At 62.9% G+C, this 26,508-nt stretch carries 30 protein-coding genes and 2 tRNA genes; 9 read left to right on the top strand and 23 right to left on the bottom strand.

The features are described from left to right. Positions 1-52: 52 nt before the first annotated feature. From ACPS74_RS07790 to ACPS74_RS07735, 12 genes are all read right to left on the bottom strand, one after another. Positions 53-982 (bottom strand): hypothetical protein, encoded by a 930-nt coding sequence (locus ACPS74_RS07790; protein WP_157055221.1) that lies wholly within the window; start codon positions 980-982, stop codon positions 53-55. A gap of 908 nt (positions 983-1,890) precedes the next feature. After that, positions 1,891-2,379, bottom strand: a complete 489-nt coding sequence (locus ACPS74_RS07785) for a thermonuclease family protein (RefSeq protein WP_239753876.1) — start codon at positions 2,377-2,379, stop codon at positions 1,891-1,893. A 395-nt stretch (positions 2,380-2,774) separates the two neighbouring features. Continuing rightward, entirely contained in the window at positions 2,775-3,659 is an 885-nt protein-coding gene (locus tag ACPS74_RS07780; RefSeq protein ID WP_244471411.1) for a trypsin-like serine peptidase, read from the bottom strand. Between the two features lie 179 nt (positions 3,660-3,838). Beyond that, positions 3,839-4,279, bottom strand: a complete 441-nt coding sequence (locus ACPS74_RS07775) for a hypothetical protein (protein ID WP_029649555.1) — start codon at positions 4,277-4,279, stop codon at positions 3,839-3,841. 553 nt (positions 4,280-4,832) lie between these two features. Beyond that, on the bottom strand, positions 4,833-5,141 hold the full coding sequence (locus ACPS74_RS07770; RefSeq protein WP_157055222.1) for a hypothetical protein: 309 nt from the start codon (positions 5,139-5,141) through the stop codon (positions 4,833-4,835). Between the two features lie 142 nt (positions 5,142-5,283). After that, positions 5,284-5,880 carry a hypothetical protein gene (locus tag ACPS74_RS07765; protein WP_029649556.1) on the bottom strand — a complete coding sequence of 199 codons (597 nt, stop codon included), beginning with the start codon at positions 5,878-5,880 and terminating at the stop codon, positions 5,284-5,286. After that, entirely contained in the window at positions 5,877-6,305 is a 429-nt protein-coding gene (locus ACPS74_RS07760; RefSeq protein ID WP_029649557.1) for a hypothetical protein, read from the bottom strand. The genes ACPS74_RS07765 and ACPS74_RS07760 overlap by 4 nt, the downstream gene beginning before the upstream one ends. Before the next feature lie 89 nt (positions 6,306-6,394). Beyond that, a tRNA-Lys gene (locus tag ACPS74_RS07755) sits at positions 6,395-6,470 on the bottom strand. Positions 6,471-6,610: 140 nt separating this feature from the next. After that, a complete protein-coding gene (locus tag ACPS74_RS07750; protein WP_029648812.1) occupies positions 6,611-6,847 on the bottom strand; it encodes a DUF1467 family protein in 237 nt (78 codons plus the stop codon). Between the two features lie 7 nt (positions 6,848-6,854). Continuing rightward, positions 6,855-7,259, bottom strand: coding sequence for a methylmalonyl-CoA epimerase (gene mce, locus ACPS74_RS07745; RefSeq protein ID WP_029648811.1), 405 nt, complete (start codon positions 7,257-7,259; stop codon positions 6,855-6,857). Between the two features lie 55 nt (positions 7,260-7,314). Then, entirely contained in the window at positions 7,315-8,628 is a 1,314-nt protein-coding gene (locus ACPS74_RS07740; protein WP_029648810.1) for a winged helix-turn-helix domain-containing protein, read from the bottom strand. A 249-nt stretch (positions 8,629-8,877) separates the two neighbouring features. After that, positions 8,878-9,456 (bottom strand): hypothetical protein, encoded by a 579-nt coding sequence (locus ACPS74_RS07735; RefSeq protein WP_036241435.1) that lies wholly within the window; start codon positions 9,454-9,456, stop codon positions 8,878-8,880. A gap of 143 nt (positions 9,457-9,599) precedes the next feature. On the opposite strand from ACPS74_RS07735, the gene ACPS74_RS07730 reads away from it, so the two are divergent. Together ACPS74_RS07730 and ACPS74_RS07725 are read left to right on the top strand one after the other, a co-directional pair. Further along, positions 9,600-9,947: a hypothetical protein gene (locus ACPS74_RS07730; protein WP_029648808.1), complete on the top strand. Its 348-nt coding sequence runs from the start codon at positions 9,600-9,602 to the stop codon at positions 9,945-9,947. Positions 9,948-9,977: 30 nt separating this feature from the next. Next, positions 9,978-10,553: an NnrU family protein gene (locus ACPS74_RS07725; RefSeq protein WP_029648807.1), complete on the top strand. Its 576-nt coding sequence runs from the start codon at positions 9,978-9,980 to the stop codon at positions 10,551-10,553. 18 nt (positions 10,554-10,571) lie between these two features. Here the strand turns inward: ACPS74_RS07725 and ACPS74_RS07720 are convergent, their stop codons facing one another. Beyond that, positions 10,572-10,964 carry a DUF1622 domain-containing protein gene (locus ACPS74_RS07720; protein ID WP_029648806.1) on the bottom strand — a complete coding sequence of 131 codons (393 nt, stop codon included), beginning with the start codon at positions 10,962-10,964 and terminating at the stop codon, positions 10,572-10,574. Between the two features lie 13 nt (positions 10,965-10,977). Continuing rightward, positions 10,978-12,330, bottom strand: a complete 1,353-nt coding sequence (gene gltX / locus ACPS74_RS07715) for a glutamate--tRNA ligase (protein WP_029648805.1) — start codon at positions 12,328-12,330, stop codon at positions 10,978-10,980. Positions 12,331-12,574: 244 nt separating this feature from the next. Between gltX and ACPS74_RS07710 the strand changes: the two genes are divergently transcribed. Then, positions 12,575-13,717, top strand: coding sequence for a ceramide glucosyltransferase (locus ACPS74_RS07710; RefSeq protein ID WP_029648804.1), 1,143 nt, complete (start codon positions 12,575-12,577; stop codon positions 13,715-13,717). Positions 13,718-13,736: 19 nt separating this feature from the next. On the opposite strand, the gene ACPS74_RS07705 is transcribed toward ACPS74_RS07710, so the two are convergent. Continuing rightward, complete coding sequence (locus ACPS74_RS07705; protein ID WP_029648803.1) at positions 13,737-15,116, bottom strand: class II 3-deoxy-7-phosphoheptulonate synthase; 1,380 nt, start codon at positions 15,114-15,116, stop codon at positions 13,737-13,739. A gap of 191 nt (positions 15,117-15,307) precedes the next feature. Here ACPS74_RS07705 and ACPS74_RS07700 point away from each other — a divergent pair, with 191 nt between their 5' ends. Further along, positions 15,308-16,525, top strand: coding sequence for an acyltransferase family protein (locus ACPS74_RS07700; RefSeq protein ID WP_029648802.1), 1,218 nt, complete (start codon positions 15,308-15,310; stop codon positions 16,523-16,525). On the opposite strand, the gene gor is transcribed toward ACPS74_RS07700, so the two are convergent. From gor to ACPS74_RS07685, 3 genes are read right to left on the bottom strand one after another with little or no spacing between them, the layout of a single operon-like run. Beyond that, positions 16,522-17,895: a glutathione-disulfide reductase gene (gene gor, locus ACPS74_RS07695; protein ID WP_029648801.1), complete on the bottom strand. Its 1,374-nt coding sequence runs from the start codon at positions 17,893-17,895 to the stop codon at positions 16,522-16,524. The genes ACPS74_RS07700 and gor overlap by 4 nt on opposite strands. Beyond that, positions 17,892-18,614: a ribose-5-phosphate isomerase RpiA gene (gene rpiA, locus ACPS74_RS07690; RefSeq protein WP_036241433.1), complete on the bottom strand. Its 723-nt coding sequence runs from the start codon at positions 18,612-18,614 to the stop codon at positions 17,892-17,894. Before rpiA ends, gor begins: the two co-directional genes overlap by 4 nt. 29 nt (positions 18,615-18,643) lie before the next feature. Then, positions 18,644-19,042 (bottom strand): hypothetical protein, encoded by a 399-nt coding sequence (locus ACPS74_RS07685; protein ID WP_051381698.1) that lies wholly within the window; start codon positions 19,040-19,042, stop codon positions 18,644-18,646. Between the two features lie 131 nt (positions 19,043-19,173). On the opposite strand from ACPS74_RS07685, the gene ACPS74_RS07680 reads away from it, so the two are divergent. The 3 genes from ACPS74_RS07680 (at position 19,174) to ACPS74_RS07670 (ending at position 20,715) form a co-directional block, all read left to right on the top strand. Beyond that, complete coding sequence (locus tag ACPS74_RS07680; RefSeq protein ID WP_029648799.1) at positions 19,174-19,878, top strand: HAD family hydrolase; 705 nt, start codon at positions 19,174-19,176, stop codon at positions 19,876-19,878. A 71-nt stretch (positions 19,879-19,949) separates the two neighbouring features. Next, positions 19,950-20,492: an HD domain-containing protein gene (locus ACPS74_RS07675; RefSeq protein WP_239753881.1), complete on the top strand. Its 543-nt coding sequence runs from the start codon at positions 19,950-19,952 to the stop codon at positions 20,490-20,492. A 148-nt stretch (positions 20,493-20,640) separates the two neighbouring features. After that, positions 20,641-20,715, top strand: a tRNA-Val gene (locus ACPS74_RS07670). A 58-nt stretch (positions 20,716-20,773) separates the two neighbouring features. Here the strand turns inward: ACPS74_RS07670 and ACPS74_RS07665 are convergent. Continuing rightward, the gene (locus ACPS74_RS07665) at positions 20,774-21,025 is read right to left on the bottom strand and encodes a CsbD family protein (protein ID WP_036241430.1); all 252 of its coding nucleotides are present in this window, start codon (positions 21,023-21,025) and stop codon (positions 20,774-20,776) included. A 191-nt stretch (positions 21,026-21,216) separates the two neighbouring features. On the opposite strand from ACPS74_RS07665, the gene ACPS74_RS07660 reads away from it, so the two are divergent. Next, positions 21,217-21,729: a DUF1643 domain-containing protein gene (locus tag ACPS74_RS07660; RefSeq protein ID WP_051381697.1), complete on the top strand. Its 513-nt coding sequence runs from the start codon at positions 21,217-21,219 to the stop codon at positions 21,727-21,729. Between the two features lie 37 nt (positions 21,730-21,766). On the opposite strand, the gene ACPS74_RS07655 is transcribed toward ACPS74_RS07660, so the two are convergent. From ACPS74_RS07655 to ACPS74_RS07645, 3 genes are read right to left on the bottom strand one after another with little or no spacing between them, the layout of a single operon-like run. Beyond that, complete coding sequence (locus ACPS74_RS07655) at positions 21,767-22,090, bottom strand: hypothetical protein (RefSeq protein WP_029648795.1); 324 nt, start codon at positions 22,088-22,090, stop codon at positions 21,767-21,769. After that, the gene (gene ctaD, locus ACPS74_RS07650) at positions 22,087-24,570 is read right to left on the bottom strand and encodes a cytochrome c oxidase subunit I (protein WP_029648794.1); all 2,484 of its coding nucleotides are present in this window, start codon (positions 24,568-24,570) and stop codon (positions 22,087-22,089) included. Before ctaD ends, ACPS74_RS07655 begins: the two co-directional genes overlap by 4 nt. After that, entirely contained in the window at positions 24,567-25,127 is a 561-nt protein-coding gene (locus ACPS74_RS07645; protein WP_036241428.1) for a cytochrome c oxidase subunit II, read from the bottom strand. Before ACPS74_RS07645 ends, ctaD begins: the two co-directional genes overlap by 4 nt. Positions 25,128-25,253: 126 nt before the next feature. On the opposite strand from ACPS74_RS07645, the gene ACPS74_RS07640 reads away from it, so the two are divergent. After that, the gene (locus ACPS74_RS07640; RefSeq protein ID WP_036241427.1) at positions 25,254-25,766 is read left to right on the top strand and encodes a DUF2231 domain-containing protein; all 513 of its coding nucleotides are present in this window, start codon (positions 25,254-25,256) and stop codon (positions 25,764-25,766) included. On the opposite strand, the gene ACPS74_RS07635 is transcribed toward ACPS74_RS07640, so the two are convergent. Next, entirely contained in the window at positions 25,736-26,245 is a 510-nt protein-coding gene (locus ACPS74_RS07635) for a CopD family protein (protein ID WP_239755394.1), read from the bottom strand. The genes ACPS74_RS07640 and ACPS74_RS07635 overlap by 31 nt on opposite strands. Between the last annotated feature and the right edge of the window lie 263 nt (positions 26,246-26,508).

The raw sequence follows: 26,508 nt of genomic DNA, 5'->3' as shown, positions 1-26,508 counted from the left end.
TCCGGCTGCTATCGAGGTTTGCTTGTTCAGCCTCACCGGATACCCGCTCAAGCTAACGATTTGGCGTAATGATCCTGGCACCTACTCTCGAGGCAACGTCGACAAGGACGAGATCGAGATAATCAAAAAACCACGCAAACTGAGGGGTGGCACGTAGTAGGCGAGAATGTTCACCGAAGACCATTTTTATGTATGCAGGATCACCTAATTGTTGATCCATCTGCATTAGCGTCGTCGAAATCTCGTCGGCTAGAAACCGTGAGCGAAGGCCATGACCACTCGTCATCATCATTGCAGCCGGAATGACTCGATCACCGACGTCAACGGTCGTCGAGATACCGTGGCGCGCCAGACGATGGTTTTCAACTGGTGTTGGAGGGGTCCGCGAGGGTAGAACGCCGTTCAATGCAAATCCCGAATCTGCGCGCGAGCGCGCCACTACCATTTCCAGTGTGCCATCATTGAAGCTGTTGTGATCACCAACCATTATCATGATCGCGCGGTGGCGAAAAAATTCAACGAAGAGTAATTCGCGCGTTCTCTTGCGACCTTTCAGAAAATGAAGATGATGCACGCCATAACAATTTAGTGCGAAGTCTTTGTCGGCCCACCTATGAGATCGGGCGCCACCGGTGGCGTATCCTTCCTTGTGGATGCGCTCGGAAAGCCGCGGTTCTAAGTCGACTCCCGATCGTATCTCGCGCTCGATTTGCATGATGTCGCTAATTCGGTTTTGTGCGCGTTTTTCAGTCCAGAAATTCCGAGCATAAAAAACCTGACGACGACGGGGTGCCACATAGCGATCAGCATAATTTATGTATGCTAATATGAGTTCACTGATAGGCATGGTCTCCAATTCGGCTCGTGCTTTTTCTGATTCGAGGGTACAAGGGATTCTCGAAACGATATCTTTTCGAAGGCCTGAAATGCGGTCGGATTCTGCTTTCGCAATTGCGTCCTGCGACCCAACTTCGCCTCTCATTATTCGCCTCCAAACGGGACTATCGAAAAGCGTAGATTTCGCTGTCATTCTCGCGTTATACTCACACGATGTGGGGTCGCTTCACGCAGCATCTCTCCTGAACCGCGCCCGACTCGGTCACCGATTTCGTCAGATGGACGTTGACGCCAAGATCCGACTGGCTCGGGCATTGGCAACGCCGATCCGACGTTGATTGAGCCGCAATGGAGCAATATTAATTTCGGCCGCTAAATGCTGACCCGCCAGTTCCGTAAATCTGAAGGTTGGGCGCTACAAGATATCCAGCTCGTCCACGAACGGAACCGATGAAGCTAGGGCCACTACTACCCGTGCTCCAGCTATGTCCCCGGGCGAGTCCTTGAATGTCAGTTTCAACGCCAACCACAACCCTATCCGTGAGCTGCCAACTGTAGCCTAACTGGCCGCCCCCGACGGCACCAACGCCGCTTTTCCACGCGATTCCCGTCTGAGGCACTGACGCAAAGCCAGATGGATAGATGAAACTGCCTGGCGCAGCCAGACGAGACCAGTCGATGGACGCCGGGTCGTAAGTGGTATTCCAAAAGCCTCCAGCATTTAATCCTGCGTAAAATCCTGTCCAAATCTGAGGAGGCGTGGATTTTGAAACCGCAGAGCCAACGGCTTCGTCGGCACTGGTAGAAAATGCGCGTAGGACGCTCAGAAATATAAGGGCCGCAACCAGCATCTTCATCTGATAATCCTCTGCGCCAACGCCCGGAGAAGTCAACGCAGGGCGACAATATCGAAACGAATCGATAAGTGCCATTCGCACGATCCGACCGTGGCGCAGGCGATCGCGCGGGCGCGAAGCGCTGATGGCGCGACTCCGGCGACGTGAACGTCGGCGTGACAAAGCCCGGTCGCGGCCGGTCAGGCTGCGATGGGAGCTACAAGCCTCCGCGACGATCTTTTCGCCATTCCCAAGGCGGTTGAGCCGAGCCGGCCCATAGCCCTCTCTTTGCGTTCTTCGCCTCCTGTTCGGCGCCGATGTAGTCCGATGAATAGCGTCGATACGCGAAAGCATGGCCGCTTCTGACCAGCCAAAGTTCGATGTCCTCGCCGCGCACCTGGCAGGAGGCGACGGTCCGTCCGTAGCGGTCCACGTCCCTCTCTCGACACGAGACTGGCGACTGCCCAATAAACTCGTCCAATGCCATCGCGGCCCTCTGACCGCAGTTGTAAGGCTGGTCCGCGCCGTCGAAGCATGGCTGGCCCTTTTCTGGCGCATCGATCCCATGGAGCCTGATTCGCTGTGCATGAATTTCGATGGTGTCGCCGTCAATGACAGAAGCGCGGCCAACTATGTCGGCGAGCGCGGAGCTTGAAATGGTCGCCGCTAAGATGGTGATGATGATCCGCTTCATCGGGGCAATCATTTCGGCGCGACCTCCTTTGGCTGCTTCGATCGCCTTCAGTCCGAACTTGGCCGCCTCTGCGGCGCCTGCATTTGGTCGCTCGGCTGTGCATCGGCTTGTTGGCGGACTTCCGCACTTGCGCCCGATATCGGCCCGCCGACGCAGCGGCCGTCCAGCGCGCGGTTAACCCGGTCCTCCGCGGCACCCGCAGCCGCTGCAGCTTGAGCGGGCCAAACCCGATCGCAGCGTTTGCAGCGCCTTTCTGGTAGAAAAATGTCCAAGGAACTGGTAGCTGGCGCCCGCCCTCTAATCGTCAGGCGTCAGTTACCAACTTGAGACGGCCCTTCGGCCCGCCTCAAGTATCCTCCGCCAAAAGTTTCGGGGACGAAGCTTCCCCACGTCGTCACAAGTCGGATCTACTGCAAGCCGGGAAAGAACATCACGTCGCCAGACATGGACAGCAAGACATCCGTCTTCAGCGTCAGCGTGTAGGGCAGCTCGGCGTAGTTGCCCGGCGCGACGGCCACGATTGATGGCGTGCCGGTTGCTGCGGCGTTGAGCCCCGACTTTAAACTGAGGAACGGGTTCATCACCGTGCCTGTGGCCCCGCTTGCGGCGAGCGGACTGCCCTCGTCCACGAAGAAGATGCGGTCGGGGGCAATCGCCCTGCCGAGAGCGGGCGCCGCCTGCATGGCGTCAACCAGCCCTTGTACGCTGAGCAGCGTGCCGTAGTTCGCGGCCGGCGAGCAGTTTCCATCGGGACCGGACACGTGGATCGCTATCGCCACTTCAACGCCATTCAAGAGCACCGGCCCACCAGAGTTCCCGGGTTGGGTGTCCACGCCATAGCAAATCGTGTTCGCCTTGCCTCCGCTGCCCTGTATCGGTCCCGTCGCCGTCTGCTCTGTCTGACTATACTGGTTGAGGGGCGGCGGTTCGCCGTAGTTGGGCGGAGGTCCATCTACGCCATAGCCAGTAACTCGCGCCATGGGCCATTGGCTGAGAAATGGGAGATTCGAAGTCGAGGCGATCCGTACGAAGGCCCCTTGGCGTGCGACTGGCGTCTGGCCCCCGGTAGGATCAGCGACGAATACGGCCCAGTCGTTGGCGCCGTCTTCGTAATCGGCCAATCGCAACTTATAGATGTCGTTGGGGTTGCTTGGATGATTGATTACCCCACTGGCGCTCGAGAGTGGGACGTTGAACTCCAGCGTTATCTGCCCTCCGAGGGTGACGCAATGACCGGCCGTGAGCACGGCGCCGAATTGGGTGAGCCAAGCCGTGCATCCCGGATTCGGCATACGTCCCACAGCCGGATCCTTGCTTGGATGACGGGTGTCATTGGGGCCAAGGATTCGCCCCGGCATCCGCGCTGCGGGCTGTGCCTGCGCTACGACCGCGGCGCCCACAACCAAAACGCTGGCGAGCAAGCTGGCAAACCGACGCCTTTGGGGGGCGGCGTCACGACCCTTGGAGCGGCTCACCGCGGGCCCTTCCGACACGCACCGTCATTACGCCCTTGGCACACGATTGTCCGCAGCGCGGCCACCTCCGCCTCGAGCGCGCGAAGGTGTTCGCCGTCTTCACTCGGCTTGTAGTCCGACACGCTGCTGAGATTGCCGAAGTCAGCCGAGGCCCACGTTCCGCCAAGCCGACAGAAGAAGAACCAGCCACCCTTGCCGTTGCTGTCGGACCCGCCCGGGCCCAACAGAAGCTGCCCCGGGGTGCACGGATTCGATGGGGTGTTGCTCTGGGTCGGGATTACGAACGGCTGCCCGGTGGCGGTGAACGGACCGCTGAGTGTGGTGGTCCCGCTGACGGCGAGGCCGCCGTTCAGCGTGAAGGTCTGGGCTGCGGCCGATCCAGCCACTACAGCCGCGAGCGCCGGGACTGCCAAAATGCGTGCGCAAAATCTTTTCATCGAAGCCCCCAAAATAACGTGCCCAGCGCGGTATAGATAAATGAAAAGCGCGCCAGCGCGCGAAATGAATTATGCACGCAAAACTAGGACTTAGGAAGCAGAATAAATTGGCGCCGGCCCAGAGTCTTGACGATGCTCGGGCCCTGAAAGGCGCAAACACGCCGCATTAGATTCAACGCGAGGCCGCCCGTTTTCCTCAGGCGAGAACGCCGCCGTCACGAACTTTCGAGAGCCTCCGCCTCGGCCGCCGGGTCCTTCAAGCAACAGCTCGGCGAGCTTCCGGTGTGCCGCCAAATTCGACAGCGCGGTGGTGGATCTCATGTCGTGCCACGTAGCGACGTAGTCAGGCGTCTGGCCGTTACGATCGCGCCTTCTGGCACCTTGGCTCTTCTCATGCCGTAGCTGCAAAAACGCCCCGCCGTTACATCCACGGTCGGGGCGTTACTCGGGCCGCAGCATGCCTAGGCTGCGACACCATACCGGCCCAGGCAGGGTAAGCGCATAGCATGCAGGCTTGCAGACGAGTCCGACCCAATCACTTCAGGGACGCATGCTATTTGTGGATGTTAAAGGTTTGCTCTGGTAGATGACTACAATCTGCAATTGCGTATGCAGGCTGATCTTTGTCCTTGAAAAAAAGGCATATGCTAGGATGCGCAGCTTGCTCTATTTTAACGCCTTGCAGCGCGGATTCAATCGAAGGCCTAACCGCATCAGCCTTTTTCTCAATGCAAACTAAACGTTCCTCGACATTGGTTATCTTTGCGCATTCACCGTCGGCATGTGCGCTGCCGACGGTGATTGAGTTAGCGACAAAAAAGGCTATGATCGCCACTTGTTTTGCAAATGATTTTTCTAACATCTAACCCTCCATGGGCAGTGCTTTTTTCGCACGATGGTAACTCTACACTCAAGTGCTCCAAGAACAACAACTCTCTGAAGAGGACGAACATTAAAGACGGAAGATCTGGAAATACGCGAGCGCCTGGGCGCTCACGAGAAGCTCACGCGAGCGCCTCCCGCTCGAAGACAGCGATCGCATTGCGGATCGCGTCCCCGACGACGTCGTCGAGGAAGCGGTCGTTTATGACGTCATCGCCGTCCAGGAACTCAGCCAAATGCCGAAGCAGCCGCAGGGCGCCGGCGCGCGTCGTCGGCGCTGTTGTGACGAATTCTCGCTCGGCTTCGCCGCGCGCCAGAGCTGCGTCGCGAGAGGACTCTCTCAATTCCTCGACGGCGCGCCGCATCGCCTGATGCTCGCTTTCGGGACCGTCGAGCGCAGCCAATGCCGCCGCATATTCCGAATCGGACAACAGTCCGAGCTCGCGGTGCGTTTCCAAATTCCGATGCGTGAATATTTGCGTGGGCCTTATGCCTGCCGACTTCAGCGCAGACCAAGTGGACTCTTCAAGGTCGTTGTAAGCGTTCCCGGCGAGATCTTCAGCCGCCTTCGCGCGCGCAAATTCTGAGGAGGCGCTGAAAATGGGATCGGCGGCCGCCTGGGCGGGGAGCCCGGGGAAAGCGGGAAGCGCCGCAACCGGCGCGACGACGAGGCCGGCCACGACGGCGCGGCGCGTGGTGGCGCGATTTTCGGCGCTCATGATCGCGCCTCCTGATCGGCGAGGACCGGCGAGCGCAGCAACGTCATAGCGAACTGTCCGACATGCCTCAGCTCGTATCCACGATCGTAATCGGCGAGCCATTCGATAGCGGCGCGGGCGCCCGCTTTCGACGTGGGTGCGGTATCGACCAGCGTTTGCAGCGCAGCCTCTTCCACTTCGCGCGCTGAATCCCATGCCGCCTCATCGGCTTCTGTCACTATTCGCCCTTCCTGCTCGGCTCGCACGTCGTCGGTGAGATCGCAGGTGCGTATGAACGCGCGCTCGGCGGCCTTATGCCGTTCGAGCGCAGCGAAGATCGGATCGGAGTCAGCCGGAATTTCGCTGGCGATTGCGGGAAGCGCCGCAACTGGCGCGGCGGCGAGGCCGGCCACGACGGCGCGGCGGGTGGTGACGGTGACGGTCATAAGGGCTCCAGATGCTTATAGGGCGCTTATATTCGCCCTGTGGCTGCGATCAGGAAGCCGAGAAATATTGCCTAACTATCTGATTTTGTTGGTGAGCGCGGTGGGGCTCGAACCCACGACCCCCTGATTAAAAGTCAGGTGCTCTACCGACTGAGCTACGCGCTCGCTCCAGAGGCGGCGGGCGGCGCCGCCGAAGTCGACTGAGCGGGTCGGTCCGTTCGGCCGTGCGGGTCGTCTGTCCCGCGCCTCGCGATCAACTACCGGCGGGCGGCGGGCCGGTCAACCCCCGGAGGGCCGCGCCCCTCTCACGCCGTCACCTTGGCGAAAAGCACCAGCAGGCCGAAGAGGACAGCCGAGACGACCGTCGTGATCCCCGCTTTTTTCAAGAGCTCGGGGGAGGCAGGGGCGCCAGGGTCGGCGCCCTCGGGAAGATCTTCTTCGGCCTCTTCGGAAGAGCGCACGCCGAGCGGCAGCACGGCGAACAGCACGATCCACCAGATGGTCAGGTAGATCGCAGCCGCCAGCGGCAGGGAAAAGGGCATATCCGCCTTAAGCCTGCTCGAGTTCGATCAAGGCGCCGCAGAAATCCTTGGGATGCAAAAACAGCACGGGTTTGCCATGCGCGCCGATCCTTGGCTCTCCATCGCCCAACACGCGCGCGCCCGAGGCCTTAAGCTGCTCGCGCGCCGCGATAATGTCTTCGACCTCGTAGCAGATGTGGTGGATGCCGCCCGCTGGATTTTTCGCGACGAAGCCGGCGATCGGCGAGTTTTCGCCGTAAGGTTCGAGCAGCTCGATCTTGGTGTTCGGCAATTCGACGAAAACGACCGTTACGCCGTGCTCAGCGACGCGTTCTGGCGCCGAGACCTTCGCCCCCAGCGCGTCGCGGTAGACGGCGGAAGCCTTTTCGACGCTATCGACAGCGATAGCGACATGGTTCAGACGGCCGATCATTTTCACCTTCCGGAAGAATGCTGTGCAGCGCCAATAAGCGCTGACGCGGGCAATTTCAACCGGCGGGGCGCGCCTCGGCCTGCTGCGGCCGGTCAAATCCGTCGATCGCGCCCCGCAAGGCGACGAAGCGCGGATCGACGCGTGCGAAGGAGCTCCAGGGACAGCCTTCAGAAAGGCCGCGCCGAATCGCTTCAAGCGCCTCGGCGCGCTTGCCCAGAGCGAAAAACGCCGCGCCGAGAAAGCAGGGCGGCGCATAGAGCTCAGCGTCTTCGACGAGCCTGCCGATGAGCGCTTGCGCTTCCTCGGCGCGGCCGGCGCGGGCGAGCGCATAGGCGAGCACGGTCAATTGGAAGGGATCGTCCGGGCTCGAGGCGACGGCGCGGCGCGCCGCGCTCACCGCCTGTTCGTGAACGCCTTGAAGGCTGTAGGCGATGGACATCACGAGATGCAGAGTCGCCGCGTCGGGCCTTAAATCGAGCCCGTCGCGCGCATAGCGGCGCGCCCGCTCGAGGTCGCCGGCGCAGAGAATGAGCCATGCGCGCACCGACAGCAGCGCCTGATCGTGCGGCGAGTTGACGAGGCCCTCTTCGCAATCGGCGAGACCCTCGTCGAGACGATCGGCCGCCGCGAGCAGCCAACTACGGTAGACGCGCGCCTTGCCGTAGAGCGGGTCATCGGCGACCGCCTGATCGAGGAGCGCGAGGCCCTCGGAAAGCTTGCCCCTCAGCGCGCCGCGGGCCCAGCCGAGAACGGCCAGCGCCGGCGTATGATCGCGCAGGACGCCGAGCGCCCGGCCGGCGAAGTCCTCGATCATCGCCGCCGCCTGGGCGGGACGAAGAAACCCGCGCACGACTCGGCCGGCGGCGATGTCGGCGGCGAGCGACCAGACCGCGGGGTTGCCGGGTTCGATCTGGGCGGCGGACGCAATCGCTTCCTGCGCGCGGGCGAAGCCCTCTCGCGTGCGGTCGCCGGCAAGCTCATAGGCGGTCTGCCAGAGATCGAGAATATGCGGCTCGCTCAGCGGCGCGAGACGGAGCGTTTGCGCCGCGCCCTCGTCGATGGTTTCGACCGTTCCGCGGAGCAACAGCCCCCGGCCGTAGGCGGTGGCGATCAGCTCCTCGCCGCCGGCCTCGCGCAGCGGCTTCCGCAAAAGATAGGCGCAGCGGTCGATGGAATCGTCGGACGCGGCGCGATCCGGCCACAGGCGCGCGGCGATTTCGGCCTTGGTGAGCAGGACGCCAGGCGACTCCAGAAGCATTTCAAGGAGTTGACGCGCCTGCGGGCCCAGATGAATGCGCTTGCCGTCGCGCTGCAGTCCGCCCTGCGCGCTGTAGCTAAATCCTGAAAATCGCTTAACCAATTCGCCCATGGCAGCCCCCAACCGGGCGCGATGATGGCAAGACAGCGCGGCTTCGGCAAGAGGCAGAATAAGGTTAAGTCTTCAAAATTGCATAGTTTTTTGAAATCAGACCGTTCCGAGGGGCTCCCTAAAATAAAAAACGCCGGACGTACCTCCGGCCCGGCGTTTGAGCCTTCCGTAATACGCAGCACGTTCGGAAGGCTCGGCGCAGTCTATGCGCGTCCAAATTGACGGCCGCATGACGCTGCGCCGCACGCTCTAACCGCCGCGCGCGCTCTGGTTATCCTTTCCCCAAACAAAAAGCACGAGAGCGAGAACGCCAGCGGCCGCAAAAAGAAAGTAAGGCATCCGCGCGAACAGCGTCCGGCCGCCGACGGTGAAGGGGAACCGCGACACCCAATGCTCGCCGTTTGGACCATCGACCGTGACGATCCCCACGAATGGCCCGGTCTCGTTGAAGACATGTTCAAAGTTCAGCGTGCCGGCCGGATAGACCTTTGGTGGCAGGTAGGCCACGGTGACGGCGTCGAGGCGCTCCTGCGGCTCCTTGTCGCCGATGTCGCGGATGATGCGAAAGTCCGTCGACATCTCCCGCATCTCGTCCTGAGCATAATCGAGGACGAAAATCGTCGCGCCAATCGTGGGAATGTCCTCACAGAACCTGTTGCGCGACGCCGCAGGCTGATAGCCTGAGAAATACATGAAATCCGGGCCGATTTTCAACATGCAGGCGTTCTGCTGGCGCTGCATCGCGCCATGAGCGAAAGCGATCGACAGAGGCGCGCAGACGAGCGCCGCCATCATCAGCAACCAAATAGGACTTAGAGGCTTCGACATGCCGTCCTCCCTGTTCAAATGCTGGACGACGCTGCTCTGAAACTCAGCTTGCGCGTCATCCCTTCGTCTAATAGCGGTTCGGTGCGTCGCCCACGCGCGTGCGATAGGCTGTCCAAGGAAAGAACCCGGCAGGAACGAAAAAGATGCGCCCGGTAGCGAAATTCCTCATTATCGCGCTGCTTCCGCTCGCGGGCGGCTGGGCGAGGGCGGCGGATCTCAACGACTATCCGACCTCCGCGCGCGCCGATTACGTCTTCGGCTGCATGAAGGCGAACGGCGACACGCGCCTCTCTTTGGATCAGTGTTCCTGCTCCATAGACGTCATCGCGACCATTCTGCCTTATGAGCGGTATGTCACAGCCGAGACCGTCGCGAGCGTCAATCAGCAGGCGGGGCAGGTCGGCGCGCTGATGCGCAATACGGATGCGGCGCGCGATGCGCTCCAGGAATTGCGCCGCGCCCAGGCTGAGGCGCAGGTGCGGTGTTTTTAGAAGCCAATCGATGCAAGAGCTGGAGAACCCATGCTTATTCTCATTCTCGGAATCGTGATTTTTCTCGGGGTCCATACGCTAACGAGCTTTCGCGAAACGCGCGCCAGCCTGATCGAGCGCTATGGCCTTCAAACCTATAAGGCCGCCTACGGGATCGTCGCCGCCATCGGTCTCGGGCTCATCGTCTATGGGTTCATTCGTTATCGCGCGGAGGGCCTGATTTATGTCTGGTCGCCGCCGTCATGGGGACGCCATCTCGCCATGCCGCTCGTCTGGTTCGCCTTCGTCGCGATCGCGAGCCGTCGCGCGCCGCCGGGCCGCATTCGCGGCGCGCTGCGCCATCCGACGCTCGTCGCGATAAAGAGCTGGGCGCTGGCGCATCTTCTCGTCAATGGCGATCTCGGCGGCATGATCCTGTTCGGGTCTTTTCTCGCCTGGGGCGTCTTCGACCGCATCGCGGTGAAAAAACGCGGGGACGGGGGCGCACCGCGGATTTCGCAATTCACGCGCGGCGACGCGATCGCGCTCGGCGTCGGAACGGCGCTGTTCCTCATCGTGCTTTATCTGCACCCGTGGCTGTTCGGCGTTTCGGTGCTGCCGGCGTGAGCAACGCTCGACTTCATCCTATGACGGCGCCGATTCGTCTTCGCTTGGCGCTGCCGTCTCCAGGCTTCGGCCCTGCCACGGCCAGCGGCCTTCGAGCTCCGCCTCCATCGTAAAGCTCATCCCCGTGCGGATCATCACGATCAGGCCCAGCACGAAGACGTTTTCGAGGCTTGGATGTTCGACGGAGACAGTCCGGATGATGTCGCCGCCGACGAGGAACTCCAACCCGAGCAGGATCGAGCGGCCGACATTCTTTCGGTAGCCGCGATAGGTAAGGGGATTTTTCCGCCAGGGCGTCAAAAAAGCGAGCGTCGACAGGACCGCGCCAATGACGATGATCAGCACGCCGACGACGTCGAGCGCCAGACCGGCGAAGTTGATGATCTCGTGGATGCTGGCGAGATAGGACACTAGCGCATCGCTCTCATGCGCCAGCGCCCACGAGCCGCGCGAGCGCCTTGGCGTGGCCGATGAGCGGCAGCAGCGCGGCGAGCTCTGGCCCGCTCTCGGCGCCGGTCAGCGCCAGTCGTAGCGGATGAAAGAGCGCCTTGCCCTTCCTGCCGGTCGCCGTCTTGATGTCGCTCGTCCAGGCCGCCCATGTGGTCTCGTCCCAAGGCTCCGACGGTAAAAGCTTTGCCGCGTCATTCAGGAATGACTCGTCCTCGCGGACCGGCTCGATCTCGCCGTCCACGACGCGCCACCATGTCAGAATATCGTCAAAACGCGCAAGATTGCCGCGCGCCGCGCGCCATAGAGGCTCCGCCTTGCGACCGACGATCGTCAAGGCTTCGAGCCGCTCGCGCACGTCATCATATTCGTAGAGCGCGAGCGTCCGATGCGTCAGTGTCTCAAGATCGGCGGGGTCGAAACGCGCCGGATTGCGCGAGACATGCGACAGATTGAAACTCTGCGCGAGTTCGCCGAGCGAGCGTACGGCGTGGACATTGTCGGAGGAGCCGGTCAGCGTCGCGAGCGCGGCGACGGCGAGGGGCTCATAGCCTTCTTCGCGCAGCGAGGCGATGGAGAGCGACCCGGTCCGCTTCGACAGAGCCTCGCCGCCCGCGCCGATGAGAAGATTGTGATGCGCGAAAATCGGCGTCGGCGCATGCGGCGCGAGCGCTCGGATGAGCTGCAACTGCACGGCCGTATTGGTGACGTGGTCTTCGCCGCGAATAACATGGGTGATCCCCATGTCGATGTCGTCGACGACCGAGGGCAGCGTGTAAAGAAAACTGCCGTCCTCGCGGATCAGAACCGGGTCCGACAGCGCCGAACAGTCGATATGCGCCGGACCGCGCACAAGATCATCCCATTCGGCGACGCCCGGCTCGAGCATGAATCGCCAGTGCGGCTGCCGGCCTTCGGCTTCGAGCGCGGCGCGATCAGACGCGGAGAGGCGCAGCGCGGCGCGATCGTAAACTGGCGGCAGCCCGCGCGCCTGCTGCATTTTGCGGCGCTTGTCCAACTCTTCCTGGGTTTCATAGCAAGGGTAGAGGCGGCCGGATCGCCGCAGGCGATCGGCGGCGTCCTCATAGAGCGCGACGCGCTCGGACTGGCGGAAAACCTCATGTGGAACGACGCCCAGCCAGGCGAGATCAATCTCGATTCCACGCGCGAATTCCTCGCTGGATCTAGCAAAATCAGTGTCATCGAACCGTAGCGCGAATCGTCCAAGGTTGGCGGCGGCGAACAGAAAATTGAATAGCGCGACGCGCGCGTTGCCGATGTGAATGCGGCCGGTCGGCGAAGGCGCGAAACGAACGATCGGAGAGGTCATGAGGAAGCTTCGTCAGGAGTTTCAACAGGGAATTCGGCAGCAGAGCTTCCAGCAGGGATTTTCAACAGCCGCGCGTCGGGAGAAGATTCTCGCGCCACCATCCTTTTGCCAAGACCCCGCGTCTTTGTCAGGCGGAATTTCAAATTGGCCGCGCCCCGGCGTCGCGCGCCGGAAGCCGAGCCACTCCGCTGGCGTTCGGCGTTCCGATTCTCTGCGTTACGACTCTTAAGAAAAAGCGCCGTTCATGATCCTGGCCTATATCTGCGCCGGCTGGTGCGCCGTCATTCTCATCCTCAATTTCACAAGCGTGGCCCTGATGTCCCGAAAATGTCGGGCGCGGGCGCGGACTCTGCCTCCCCCGGACAATGCGCCGCCGGTGAGCATCGTGCGGCCCTTGCGCGGGCTGGAGCCCTTCAGCGAGGAGACGCTCGGCGCGACCTTCAACCTCGACTACCCCGACTATGAGATCGTCTTCTGCGTGCAGTCGCCGAGCGATCCGGTCATTCCGCTGGTCGAGCGGCTGATCGCGGCGCATCCCGAGCGCGAGGCGCGGCTGCTCGTCGGCGACGATTACGTCAGCGCCAATCCCAAGCTCAATAATTGCGTCAAAGGCTGGGATGCGGCGCGCCATCATCACGTGATCCTCGCAGATTCCAACGCGCTGCCGCCGCGCGACTATATCCAGACGATGCTCGCCGCGTTCCGCGACAATACGGCGATGAGCGTCTCGATGCCGATCGGCTCGCGGCCGAAAGGTTTCTGGGCGATGGTCGAATGCGCGATTCTCAATACATTCCAGGCGCGCTGGCAATATGGCGCCGAGGCGATCGGGGCCGCCTTCGCTCAGGGCAAGAACATGATGTGGCGGCGCGACGTGCTCGACAGAGCTGGCGGCATTCGTGCGCTGGCGAGCGAAATCGCCGAGGACGCCGCCTCGACCAAAGTCATCCGCGCTCAAGGCATGGATGTGCGCCTCGTCGACATGCCGTTCGAACAGCCGCTCGGCCAACGCACCGCCCGTGAGGTCTATTCACGGCATGTGCGCTGGGCGCGGCTGCGGCGCGCGACCTTCCCCGCGCATTACGCCCCCGAATTCATGAACGGCAGTTTTGCGGCGATCGTGCTCGGCGCCTACGCCGCCGTTCAGCTCGACGGCGGGATCTCCACGGTGGCGCTGGTCACGACGCTCATCGTCTTTTCGCTGCACGGCGGCGAGATCTGGCTGGCGCGCGTCTGCGGCTTCCCGCTCGACTGGCGCACGCCTTTCGCGCTCATTGTGCGCGACCTGATGCTGCCGGTGATGTTCATCGACGCGCTGCTCTACGACGATTTCGTCTGGCACGGCGCCGAGATGACGGTGCGCGAGGCGGAAGAGACGACGGGCTAGCCCGCCCGCGCGTCTTGCCTCACTCCGCCGCGTGCTGCTCCTGGACGCCGCGGGCGACGCGCTCCGCCTTCAACAGCTCGGCCACCAGGAACGCGACTTCGATCGCCTGTTCGGCGTTGAGGCGCGGATCGCAATAGGTGTGATAGCGGTCGCGTAGATCGCTCTCCGAAATCGCCCGCGCGCCGCCCATGCATTCGGTGACGTCCTTGCCGGTCATCTCGAGATGGATGCCGCCGGCGTAGGATCCCTCCGCCTGATGAACGGCGAAGAAGTTGCGGATTTCCGACATGATCCGATCGAACGGCCGCGTCTTGTAGCCTCCGGCGCTGACCGTGTTGCCATGCATCGGATCGCAGGACCAGACGATCTTGCGGCCTTCGCGCGTCACCGCCCTCACCAGCGCAGGCAGCGCATCGTCGATCTTGTCCGCGCCGAAGCGGCAGATCAGCGTCATCCTGCCGGGCTCGTTCTCGGGATCGAGCGCGTCGATGAGGCGCAGCAGCGCGTCAGGCTTCAAGCTCGGACCGCATTTCAGACCAAGCGGGTTTTTGACGCCGCGGACGAATTCGATATGGGCGCCGTCTTCCTGACGGGTGCGGTCGCCGACCCACAGCATATGGCCGGAGGTCGCGTAATAGTCGCCCGTCGTCGAGTCGATGCGGGTCAGCGCCTGTTCGTAGCAGAGCAGCAGCGCCTCATGCGACGTGTAGAAGTCGGTGCCGCGCAATTCCGGATGATGCTCCGGATCGAGACCAATCGCGCGCATGAAGCTTAAGGTCTCGGTGATCTGATCGGCGAGCTTCTGGTAGCGCTCGGACTGCGGGCTGCTTTTGACGAAGCCGAGCATCCAGCGATGGACGTTTTCGAGATTGGCGAAGCCGCCCGCCGCAAAGGCGCGGATGAGGTTCAGCGTCGCCGCGGATTGCCGATAGGCGAGCAGCTGGCGCTGCGGATCGGGTTCGCGCGCCTGCGGGTTGAACGCGAGGTCGTTGATGATGTCGCCGCGATAGCTCGGCAACTCGAGGTCGCCCTGCTTTTCGAGCGGCGAGGAGCGCGGCTTGGCGAACTGGCCGGCGATGCGCCCGACCTTCACCACCGGCGACGCGGCGGCATAGGTCAGCACGACGGCCATCTGCAGGAAAACGCGGAAAAAGTCGCGGATATTGTCGGCCGAATGTTCCGAGAAGCTCTCGGCGCAGTCCCCGCCCTGCAGCAGGAACGCCTTGCCGGCGGCGACTTCGGCCAAGTGGCGCTTCAGGTTGCGCGCTTCTCCGGCGAAAACCAGCGGCGGAAAGCCGGCGAGCTGGCGCTCGACGTCGGCGAGCGCCAGCTGGTCCCGATAGACCGGCGTCTGCTCGATCGGTAGATTTCTCCAGCTGCCCGGCGACCAACGTTCCACTTCGCAAAACTCCGCAAAATCAGGCCCGATAGGCGCTGGGGTCGTTCTCGCAGCGACGCCAGCGGCGCTTATAGTGGATTATTGCTTCTAATGCGACCCTCCGCTTGGCGGGTGATTTGGCGAAGCCGGGGGCGACCAGCTATAAAGCCGGGGCGCGAGCGCGGCCGAGAGCGAGGGGGCGAACCGGGGCGATGCCGTTCATTCTATCGCAATTCATCGAGGCCTCCCGCTGGCTCGGCGCGCTTGTCGTGCTGGCGGTCCACACGAACAACATGTTCGTCAACCAGGCGGACATCATGAGCGCGCCGCATGGGCCGCTCGCCTATGTCTGGTGGTTCTACTCGGCCTTCGAGCTGGGGCATCAGGCGGTGCTCGCCTTCTTCGTGATGTCGGGCTATCTCGTCGGCGGCGCGGTGCTGGCGCATATGCGCAAGAACCAAGGCTTCCTGCGCGAATATTTCATTCATCGCGTGTCGCGAATCTATCTCGTCGTGGGGCCTGCCGTCGCACTCACCCTCGTTCTCGATTCGCTCGGCAGATGGCTGTTCGCCAGCAGCGGCGTCTATGAATGGCCGCTGTTCAAGGGCCATTTCTCCCCGGTTTTGTTTTTTGCAAGTTTTCTCAATCTGCAAGGCATCGCCTTCGATTATTTCGGCACCAACGGGCCGCTCTGGTCGCTCGCCTGCGAGTTTTGGTACTACGTCACCTTTCCATTGCTGTTGCTGCCCTTCGCGCGCAACTACCCGCTGGCGCTGCGCTTTTTGGGTTTCGCGCTCGGCGCGGCGCTCTTCCTGGCGCTCTCGACGCCGCCGAGCTGGTTCAAATTCGGCTATATTCTGTGGGCCGGCGGCGCCTTCGCCACGCTGCTTGCCCGGCCGATGATCCGCTCGCGCTGGCAGGCGCTCATCCTCTACGCCGCCGTCGTCGCGGTCATCCGGCTCGTCGTTCGCGGCCATCTTCTCGAGGTCCATCCCTGGCTCGCCGATGCTGGCGATCTTCTCGCGTCGGGTTTGTTCATCAATGTCCTGCTCGCCTTCCGCTATGGGCCGGCCGAAGGCTTTTCGTTGCTGCGTCCGAAGTTCCACAAGACGCTCGCCGATTTTTCCTTCTCGCTTTACAGCATCCATATGCCGATCCTGATCTTCGCGCGCGCGGCGGTCGGCAGCACATTGGGGAATGACTGGGCGACGCAGCTCGCCACCCCGCAAAATTACGCCGTGGCCTTCTCGGTGATGGGGGTCGCCATCGTCGCGGGCTATTTCTTCTCCCGAGTCACCGAGGCGAAGACGGGCGCGGCGCGGCGCAAGCTTCGCGCCCTTCTCGACAGATGGGCGCCCGAGCCCGCCGCCCCGGCTCCGGAGCAGCAGCCTGTTGCGGCGCAGCCGCCGCGCCAGAGGATCGAAGCTTAAGCCTGCGGCCTGAGCAGCCGTGACGGCGCGCGCATCGTCACGAGTTCTTCCGCCATCGTCGGATGCACGGCCATCGTCGCGTCGAAATCGCTCTTCGTCGCGCCCATTCGCAGGGCGACGGCTACGAGCTGCGCCATTTCCCCCGCCTCGGGACCGAATATATGCGCGCCAAGCACGCGCCCGTTCGAGCCGTGGATGATCAGCTTCATATAAACGCGTTCGCCGCGTCCGGAGAGCGTCGCGCGCATGGGGCGAAACTGCGTCTCATAAATATCGATCGCGCCATGCTGCGCGAGCGCCTCGGCCTCGGTCAGACCCACCGTTCCGATTTCGGGCGTCGTGAAGACGGCGCTTGGCGTGCATTCGTAATCGACCGGCGTCGGCGTCGCTCCGAAGACGCTGTCGGCGAAGGCTTGCCCCTCGCGAATGGCGACAGGCGTCAGATTGATCCGATCAGTGACGTCGCCGACGGCGTAGATGGATTCAAGGTTCGTGCGTGAATTCTCATCGACCGCGACCGCGCCATTTTCGCGTAAGTCCACGCCTGCGGCCTCAAGCCCCATATCTTGCGTCATCGGCCTGCGCCCGGTCGCGATGAGCAGGCAGTCGACCTCAAGCGGCGCGCCGTCGCTCATTTCGACCGCCAGAACGTCAGCGTTTTTCGTGATGCGCGTCGGCAGGACGCCCGCCCGATGTTCGACGCCAGCCGTCTTGAGCGCTTCGCAGAGGCGCGAACGCAGATCGTCGTCGAAGCCGCGCAGCGGCAGATCGGCGCGATAGGCGAGATGCACCTTTGCGCCAAGCCGCGCGAAGACGCTTGCGAATTCGACGGCGATATATCCCGCTCCAACGATCAGCAGCCTTTGCGGGAATTTCGGCAGATCGAAAATCTCATTCGAAGATATGCCGAATTCGATGCCCGGAATGTGGGGCGCGAGCACCGGCGCGCCGCCGGTGGCGATGAGAATATAGCGGGCGCGGGCGGAGCGGCCGTTGGCAAAACGCACGCCGTTTGGATCGGTGAGCGTCGCGCGCGCGCGGATCAGCTCGACGCCGGAACTCGCGAGCGTTTCGCCGTAAAGGTCTGAAAGGCGCGTGATCTCCTTTTCCTTTGCGGCGACGAGCGCCGGCCAGTCAAAAGACACATCGCCGACGCGCCAGCCGAATCCGGCGGCGTCCTGGAAATCATCGTGGAAGCGGCTCGCCAGCACGTAAAGCTTTTTGGGAACGCAGCCGCGTATGACGCAGGTGCCGCCGACGCGAAATTCCTCGGCGATCGCGACTTTCGCGCCATGGCTTGCGGCGACGCGCGCCGCACGGACGCCGCCGGATCCGGCGCCGACGACGATAAGGTCATAGTCGAAAGTCATAAGGGGTCGCCCGATATGTTTCCCAAGATGCGCACGCCCTCGGCGCCGGCGATGAAGATCGCCGTTGCGAGTCCGATGAACAGTCCGTGATCCACGACTCCGGGAATCGCCGAAAGCCGCGCAGCGAGAGCGTCTGGATCGTCAATGGCGCCGAAGGCGCAATCGACGATGTAATGGCCGCCGTCGGTGATGAAGCGCTCGCCAGGCTCCGCTTCGCGCATCGTCAGCGGGCCGATGAGTCCCAGACCGCGCGCGACCCGTTCGATATGCAGCATGGTGGAGCGCGCGCCGAATCGATCGATTTCGACCGGCAGCGGGAAGGCGCCGAGCGTGCGCACCTCCTTCGTCGCGTCGGCGATGACGAACATCCGCGTCGAGGCGGCGGCGACGATCTTCTCGCGCAGCAGCGCCCCGCCGCCGCCTTTGATCAAGCGAAGCGCCGCGTCGAATTCGTCAGCGCCGTCGACGGTGAGATCGAGTTGCGGCGTCTCGTCGAGGGTGGAGAGCGGTATCCCGAGGCTTTCGGCCTGAGCGCGGGTGCGTTCGGAGGTCGGCACGCAAACGACCTCCAGCCCCTCTTTGACGCGGGCGCCGAGAAGATCGACGAAATGCGCCGCCGTCGATCCCGTGCCGAGCCCGAGCCGCATGCCATGCGTGACGGACTCGAGCGCCGCGCGCGCGGCGGCGCGCTTCATTGCCTCGGCGGAAAAAGCGCTCATACGGACATTCGCTTCGCTTCGTCGCTCGCTCATTTGGCCGGCGGCGTGCAGACCACCGATGTCTCGTTCAGCACGAAGCAGATCGACATCATGCCGGAACGCAGATCGACGCGGAATACGCCACCTTCGCCGGTGTGGCGCGAAGCGACCAGCGCATATTCGCTGAATACGCCGGCGCGCGCGCCTTCGCCGGGCGGATAGCACAGCGTCACGCCGATCGCTGCGCCTTCCTTCAGGCCGTATTGGCAGGCGCCGACCTCGCCATTGGAACGGTCCAGGCGAAACACGCGATTGAGATCCGTCTGCGGCGCCGCCAGAAATTCGTAATTTCCGGCCGCCGCCATCGACGCCCCGGAAAGGGCGAAGACAAGCGCGCCGGCCGTCAAAGCTGCACGTCGACGCGTATGGAAATGGCGCGTTTCACGCATATTTGCGCTCCCTGTCGCGAATCGGTCGGCGCAGTCTACACGCAGAGCCCTCGCCTGCGGAGGCGACAAAATTCGCCTATCGGATCAACGGCGCTTGATCCCGGGGGGTGGCGCGGCTACCCCCTTGGGCTATGACAGCCCGTTTCCCTGTTCTCGTTTTCGATCTCGACGGCACATTGGCCGACACCGCCTATGATCTCATCGGCACGCTCAATGTGCTGCTCATGCGTGAGGGACTGACGCCGCTCGCGCTCGAGGCCGGACGGCCGCTTGTCGGCGCCGGCGCGCGGGCGCTGATCGAGCGCGGCTTCGCCCATCAGGGCGCGTCGCTCGATCCGGCGCGCGCCGAGGGGCTGGTGCGCGACTTCCTGGTGTATTACGAGGCGCACATCGCCGACGAAAGCAGGCTGTTCCCCGGCGCCCTCGCGGCGCTCGATCGGTTCAAGGCGGCCGGCTTTCGCCTCGCCGTCTGCACCAATAAGCCTGAAGAACTGGCGCGGCTGCTGTTGCAAAAACTCTCGGCGGCGGACCGTTTCGCGGCGATCTGCGGCCGCGGCAGCTTTCCGATGCACAAGCCCGATCCGCGCACGCTGTGGTTGACGGTCGAGGCGGCGGACGGCGACCCTAGGCGCGCGGTGATGGTGGGGGATTCCAAGACCGACATCGACACCGCCCGCGCCGCCGGAACGCCGTCGGTGGCGGTGGATTTCGGCTATACCGACACGCCGGTCGCGGCGCTTTCGCCCGATCGCGTGATTTCGCATTTCGACGAGCTGTGGGACGCGGTCGCCTCGCTGGAAGAGGCGCTGTTCCAGCGCGCGATTGAGGCGTCTTGATCTTTTGAGCCCCGCTTCGCCGTCGAGGCCGGCGCCGCGCACGTTCCGGAAAGGTTCGCAATATGGAGAAAATGCACTTCACGCGGATGGACCAGGGCACCGACGAAGATTTTCAGATCCTCAAACAGGTTCACGAGCACACGCTCAAGGAACTGCCGGACCGGCTCTTTGGACTGCTGAGCGATCTTGGCAAGGACACGGCCTATAACATCACGCGCCGCGATCACTGTCTGCAATCGGCGACGCGCGCGCTGCGCGACGGCAAGGACGAAGAATATGTGGTCGTCGCGCTGCTGCATGACGCATGCGAAACGCTTGGACCTTTCAACCACGGCGAGGTGATCGCCGCGATCCTGAAGCCCTTCATCAGCCGCGACAATTACTGGATGCTGGCGCAGCACGGCCTGTTTCAGACCTATTTCTACGCCGCCCACCTCGGCCTCGATCCGAACGCCCGCGACAAATTCCGGTCAGACCCGGCCTATGAGCAGACGATCGAGTTCTGCGCCAAATATGACGAAGTGTCGTTCGATCCCGCTTACAAAAACGAGCCGCTCGCGACCTTCGAGCCGATGGTGCGGCGCGTTCTCTCGAAGGATTGGACCCCGCCGTAAGCGCCGAGGGGCGCGGCGGCGCGGGACGCGGCGGCTCAGCCCGGCACGGCGGCGGGCAGGGCCATCTCCGACGCGGGAGGGCGATCTCCGATCTTGACGGAGGGCGCCGGGCTCTCATACAGGATGAGGATCGATCGCCGATGGCGACGGGCGGCTAGCTCAGCGGGAGAGCACTCCCTTCACACGGGAGGGGTCACAGGTTCAATCCCTGTGCCGCCCACCATTAAGCGCCGCACGGCGAACCTCCCTCGTAAGGAGAGGGAGGCTCGCGAGCGGAACTCTTATTCGGTAGCCTTGTGAACGGCGTCCTTGGCGTTTTTGGCGACTTCCTTCGCCTTGGTCGCCGCGGCATCAAGCGCATCGGCAATGGCGTCCTTGGCCTCTCCGAGCGCCGTCTGGCCCTTCCCCTTCATTTCCTGCAACACGCCCTCGCCTTCCAGCTTGGGAGAGTCGATCACCTTTCCGGCCGCCTGCTTCGCAGACCCTGTCGCTTCATTCAGGGCGCCTTTAACTTTATCGCTGGTCGAACTCATGAAAACTTCCTCCTTGTGAAGATCGCTACGTGACCATCGCCACGGTCAAGACAAATGAATAACCGCCGTGCTGCAGATATGTTCCGGTTTCGGCCGATTTATTAGTCGGACTTCGAGGCATGACGATCGTGAGATCATTCGCTACATTTGAAAGCGCCAACGCCGGAACGGAGCGCCGAAGGCTCAACTCGATGCCTCACCTCTCCGGCGTAGCGTGCGAGATTGAGAGAGCCGCCGTCATCTCCGCGTGCGGCGCCTATCGCTACAGCCTCACGCGCAAATGGAGCGCCGCGCCGCTTCTGTCCTTCGTCATGCTCAATCCGTCGACGGCCGACGCGAAAGAGGATGATCCGACAATTCGCCGCTGCATCGGCTTCGCGCGGCGCGAAGGCGCCGGCGGACTCATCGTCGCCAATCTTTATGCGCTGCGCTCGCCCGCGCCCGAGGCGCTCTGGTCGGCGCGCGATCCGATCGGCCCGAAGAATCGGCGCACGCTCGTTGGCCTCGCCGCGGAAGCGGTCGCTCAGTCGGCGCCCATCGTCTGCGCCTGGGGGGCGCTGGCCCGACAAGATCAAATCGACGGCGCGATGCGGATGTTTCACGCATCGGGCGCGCGTCTCGCCTGCCTCGGCAGGACGCAGCGCGGCGCGCCGCGCCATCCGCTCTATGTTCGCGCCGACCAGCCGCTGGAGAGCTTTCCGTAAGAGGCCGCGCCGCGCCTGAACGCTCGGCCTGAAGCCCTCATGCGCAATGTGAAAGCGCCAAGGCCGGAAACAGAGTCCATGCGCCCGCGATGAGAGCCGCGACGGCGAGAATGATGCTGATGTGCGCGACAAAGGGAGAAGCGGAGCGAAAGCGCGGCGAGCGCAGCGCGACGAGAACGGCGACGAGAATCAAAAGCGCGACGAAAAACGCAAGCGTCATGGCGGCTTGGAAGAGCGTTGCGCCATTGACCGGGATGTGATGCCAGCCTGCCGCGCAACCGACGCCTTCCAGCCCATAGAGGGCGCTGAACAAGGCGAGCCACACGAGCATGGCGATGACGATCCGAACGACGTCCTTCATGTGAGATCGCTCGAGAATTGCGTCGCGATGAGGCTGGTTGCGGCGACGAAGGCGGCATAGTCGGTCCAGAGGCGCACAATGTTGACGTTCGATGTTCGGGGACACGACGCGCCGCCGCGCAAGGTGCGGTATGCGAGAGAGCAAATCATGATCGCCGCGATCGCCGCATGAATGAGCGCATAGGCGATCATCACGAAAATCGTCGAGCCATAGGCGTAATCCGTCAGTTGGCCTGCGCGCGTTAGCGTCATCGCAAGCGCCGCGATCGTCATCGCCGCGCCGGCGAGCGCGATCAAAAGTCCGCGCCATAGAGATGCGCCGCGCGAAGCGGCGCGCGCCGCGGCGTGGAGGCCAATGGCCGCCGCCGCCGCGCCGACGAGACCGAGGGCCAGTTCGAGAACGGAGAGCGACAGCCATTGCGGCGGCGGCCAATTGGGTCCGACGGTCCAAAGAAAGGCATATCCGAAGAAGAGGGAACCATAGAGAACAGCGTCCGCGCCAAGCAGGAAGGCCGATCCCCACCAGCCGGGAGACCGATCCGTCTCGATCGCCTGGGGCAGAAGCGTCGCCCGCCCGACATTCTGAAGTCCAGGATAGGCAGCCGCGTGTTGCGACCAGCCCCAGCGCAGCGAAATTCCGACGACGAGCAACAAGGCGAGCGGAACGATCCAATAGGCTCTGATCAGCGCGGCGAGGAACGCCGCTCCCGTGGCCGCCGCAAGCGTGATGGGCAGCGTTGAATTGCCGGGGAAAATGACCAGAGCTTCAGGCCTGCCGCTCGCCGCGTCGACGGTCAACGTCTCGCGCAAGTCTCCACGCGGCGCGCCAAGAAAATATTGGCCGCGGGCGATTTGATCCCCGATGGCTGGGTCGGCCGCCAGCGGCTCACGACTGCGGACGATCGGTATGCTGGCGAAGTTATACGGGGCAGGGGGCGTCGGCATCGCCCATTCGAGCGTTCCGGCGCCCCAGGGATTGCGCGAACCTTGGATCGCGAGAAGCGCATGCAGCGCAATGTCGAAAACCACCATCGCAACGCCGATCGCCATGACGAAGCTGCTGATCGAAGAAAACAGATTGATCTCGGTCCAGCCGGCGTCCTCGGGATACCAGGCGATCCGCCGTCGCTGGCCGAGGAGGCCAACCCAATGCATCGCGAGGAAGGCGCCGTTGAATCCGAGAAAGATGAGCCAGAAGGCCATCTCGCCGATACGAAAGAAACGCTTTCGGCCGGTGAGCTGGGGGAGCCAGTAATACAGCCCTGCAAGCATCGGAAAGACGAATCCGCCAAACAGCACATAATGCAGATGCGCGGTGATGAAGGCCGTGTCATGCGCCTGCCAGTCGAACGGCACGATCGCCACCATGACCCCCGTCAGGCCGCCAATGACGAAGGTGAAGAAAAAGCCAATGATGTAGAGCATCGGCAGCGTCAGGCGCGGCTGGCCCTTCCATAGCGTGCCGAGCCACGCGAAAATTTGGATGCCTGTGGGAACCGCGACGAGCGTCGAGGCGGCCGAGAAGAACGCCAGTCCCATATGCGGAATGCCTGTCGCGAACATGTGGTGCACCCAGAGCCCGAAGCTCAGGAAGGCAAGCGCGACGGCCGCCGCCACGACCCATCGATAACCAAGCAGCGTCGTGCGCGCCATCACCGGGAGGACGGTGGAGATGACGCCGGCGGCGGGCAGGAAGATGATGTAAACTTCCGGATGGCCGAAGAGCCAAAAGAGGTGCTGCCAGAGCAGGGGGCTTCCGCCGAGCGCGGATTCGAAAAAGGGAAAGCCGAAAGCGCGTTCTAGCTCCAGCAGAATGGAGCCGAGAATCAGCGGCGGAAAGCCCATCAGAATCATCAACGCGGTGACGAGCGCATACCAGGCGAAGATCGGCATGAGGTCCAGCGACATGCCCGGCGCGCGAAACTTCAGGATCGAAACACAAATCTCGACCGCCGCCGTGATGGCTGAAACTTCGACGAAGGTGACGCCGATGAGCCAAAAGTCGGCGTTGACGCCGGGCGAATGCGCGGTCGAAGACAGCGGCGGATACATGAACCAACCGCTGTCTGGCGCAAGGCCGGCCAGCAAGGCGAAGACCAGCATCAACCCGCCGAACACGTAACACCAGAAGCCATAAGCCGAGAGGCGCGGATAGGCGAGATCGCGCGTGCCCAGCAGCTTCGGCAGCAGATAGACGGCCACGCCTTCGAGCAGCGGAATCGCGAAGAGGAACATCATGACTGTTCCATGCATCGTGAAGATCTGATCGTAGATCGCGGGCGCGACGAACGCCGAATGCGGCGTGGCGAGCTGCGTTCGGATCAGCATTGCGAGGACGCCGCCGATCAGAAAGAAGAGCGTCGCGACAAGAAGAAACATTCTCCCGATATCGCTGTGATTGACCGTCGAAATGACGCCTCTCCAGCCGGGCTCGGAAGACCAGATGCGGCTGAGGGCGCGATGGCGCGCGAGCGCGTTCATTCTGTCGCGCGCCCGAGAAAAGCGCCCCAGCTCGCCGGATCATGCGCGATCACGGTGAAGGCGTCGCCGCTATATCCGGGGCCGCTGAATTCCGCGCCGACTCCTTGATATTCTCCCGGCGCCGCGGCTTCGATCCTCAGCACATTCACCTGCCCCGGAATGGCGTCGAGCTTGCCGGCGAGCCGAGGGACCCAAAAACTGTGGACCACGTCGAGCGAGGTGATCTCGACGTCGACGGGTCGGCCGGCGGAGATGTGCAGAACGCCCGGCGTGCGCCGTCCGGCGGCGTCAGCATAGCCGAAGCTCCACGACCACTGACGCGCCTGTGCGCGCACCGTCACGACGTTTTCGTCAGTTCGAGGAAGAAGCGTTTCCCCCAGAACTAGCCCATAGATGAGAAGCGCGGCCAGGGTGACGAGGGGGAAGGCGAGACCGAGGCCATACAGCCAAAAGCGCTCCTGTCGATGCTCGCTCTGATGGGGCGCAGGCGTTCGCCGATAGGCGATCAGCAGTAGGAGCATCACCAGCGCGAAAATCGCCGCTGACCCCGCCAACATCGTCCACCACAGCGCGGCGATTCGTGCGGCGGCCGGGCCCGCCGGATCGACTGTTGATAGATCGCCGGCGCAACCAGCGACCGCCAGAGGCGTTAAGAGGACGAGACGACGCGCGGAGGAACGCCGGTGGCGAACAAACGAAACGGCAAGAAGCGAGGCTTCGTTGATCCGATCGAACAGCTTCCAGAGTTTTACGACACCGAATCTCGCGTGGCGGTGCTTGGCCATCCGATTCACGCGATGTCCGTCGCCTTTCCGATCGCGCTGACATTCACCCTGCTCGGCGCCGATCTCCTTTACTGGTGGACGGGCGACGTCTTCTGGGCGCGCGCCGGCGTATGGTCGGCAGGCGGAGGTTTCCTGCTCGGCCTCGTGGCGGGGCTGTCCGGAACCGCGGAATTGTTGCTCGTCGCCGGCATACGCGCCAGGACTGCGGCCTGGTCGCATTTCATTCTTGCCGTATTGCTGCTCGCGCTTCTCGGCGTGAATTGGGGCTATAGGCTGTACGACTACGAAGCCGTCGTGCTGCCCTACGGGCTTCTTTTGTCGATCTTCTGCGTGATCATGGTGTCGGTGACCGGATGGCATGGCGGCAAGCTCGTCTTCGACTATCGGCTGGGCGCCAAAAAGGGGAGCTGACCGCCCTGCGGCTGCGAGAGCCAGTGCGGAAAGCGAAGCTCGCTGAAGTCAGGCTTGTCGAGCACGAGAAACAGGATCGCGAGGATCGGGATGAACGCTGCGACCGGCTGCAGAAAAGGATGCGGCGGCTGATGAAGACCTTGGGTTTCCCCCATCGACGTGACCGTGTGCCCGACCCAGCCATGGGTGAGGACCAAAGCGCCGACGAAGACGAGCTTCAAGAACATCCATGGCGTGAACGCGTCGCGCAGAAAGACGAGCGCTGTCCCCGAGGCCACCGCCAGAACCGCGGCAGGCGTCACGCCAAGCGTATAGGCGAAATGCGTATAGCGCCGGATTCGCACATAGTCCGACTGGCTGAGCGAAGGGTCGTGGTGCGACAGCATCAGCGGCAAGGCGATGAGGCCCGCGCACCACAGCGCAAGGGTCAGGATGTGGAACGCCAGGAAATGGGGAACCAGCGGCGCGAGCGGGCCCATCACCGAAGGCGGTCCTGAGGTTTCGCGCAGCGGTTGAGAGCGCGCACAGCTCCGATATCCGCGCCGCCGCCCGGAGGAACAGTGCATGCAGCGATGCGCGCGGAGACGGCGATCAATGTGCGATGAACCACGGGCGCTTTCGAAGGAAAAATTCAAAACTGTAACGATTGAAGCTGCGCTGTGTTCCCAATCCAGAGCTAATCTCTACGCGAGCGTGCGTGAATGAAGCGAACCGCTGCGTTGAAGCTGATGAGGGCTTCGAT

Origin of the sequence: Methylocystis sp. SB2 (assembly GCF_049817085.1) — a bacterium.
GTDB classification, from domain to species: Bacteria; Pseudomonadota; Alphaproteobacteria; order Rhizobiales; family Beijerinckiaceae; genus Methylocystis; species Methylocystis rosea.
This window is presented reverse-complemented; position numbering and strand designations above follow the sequence as displayed.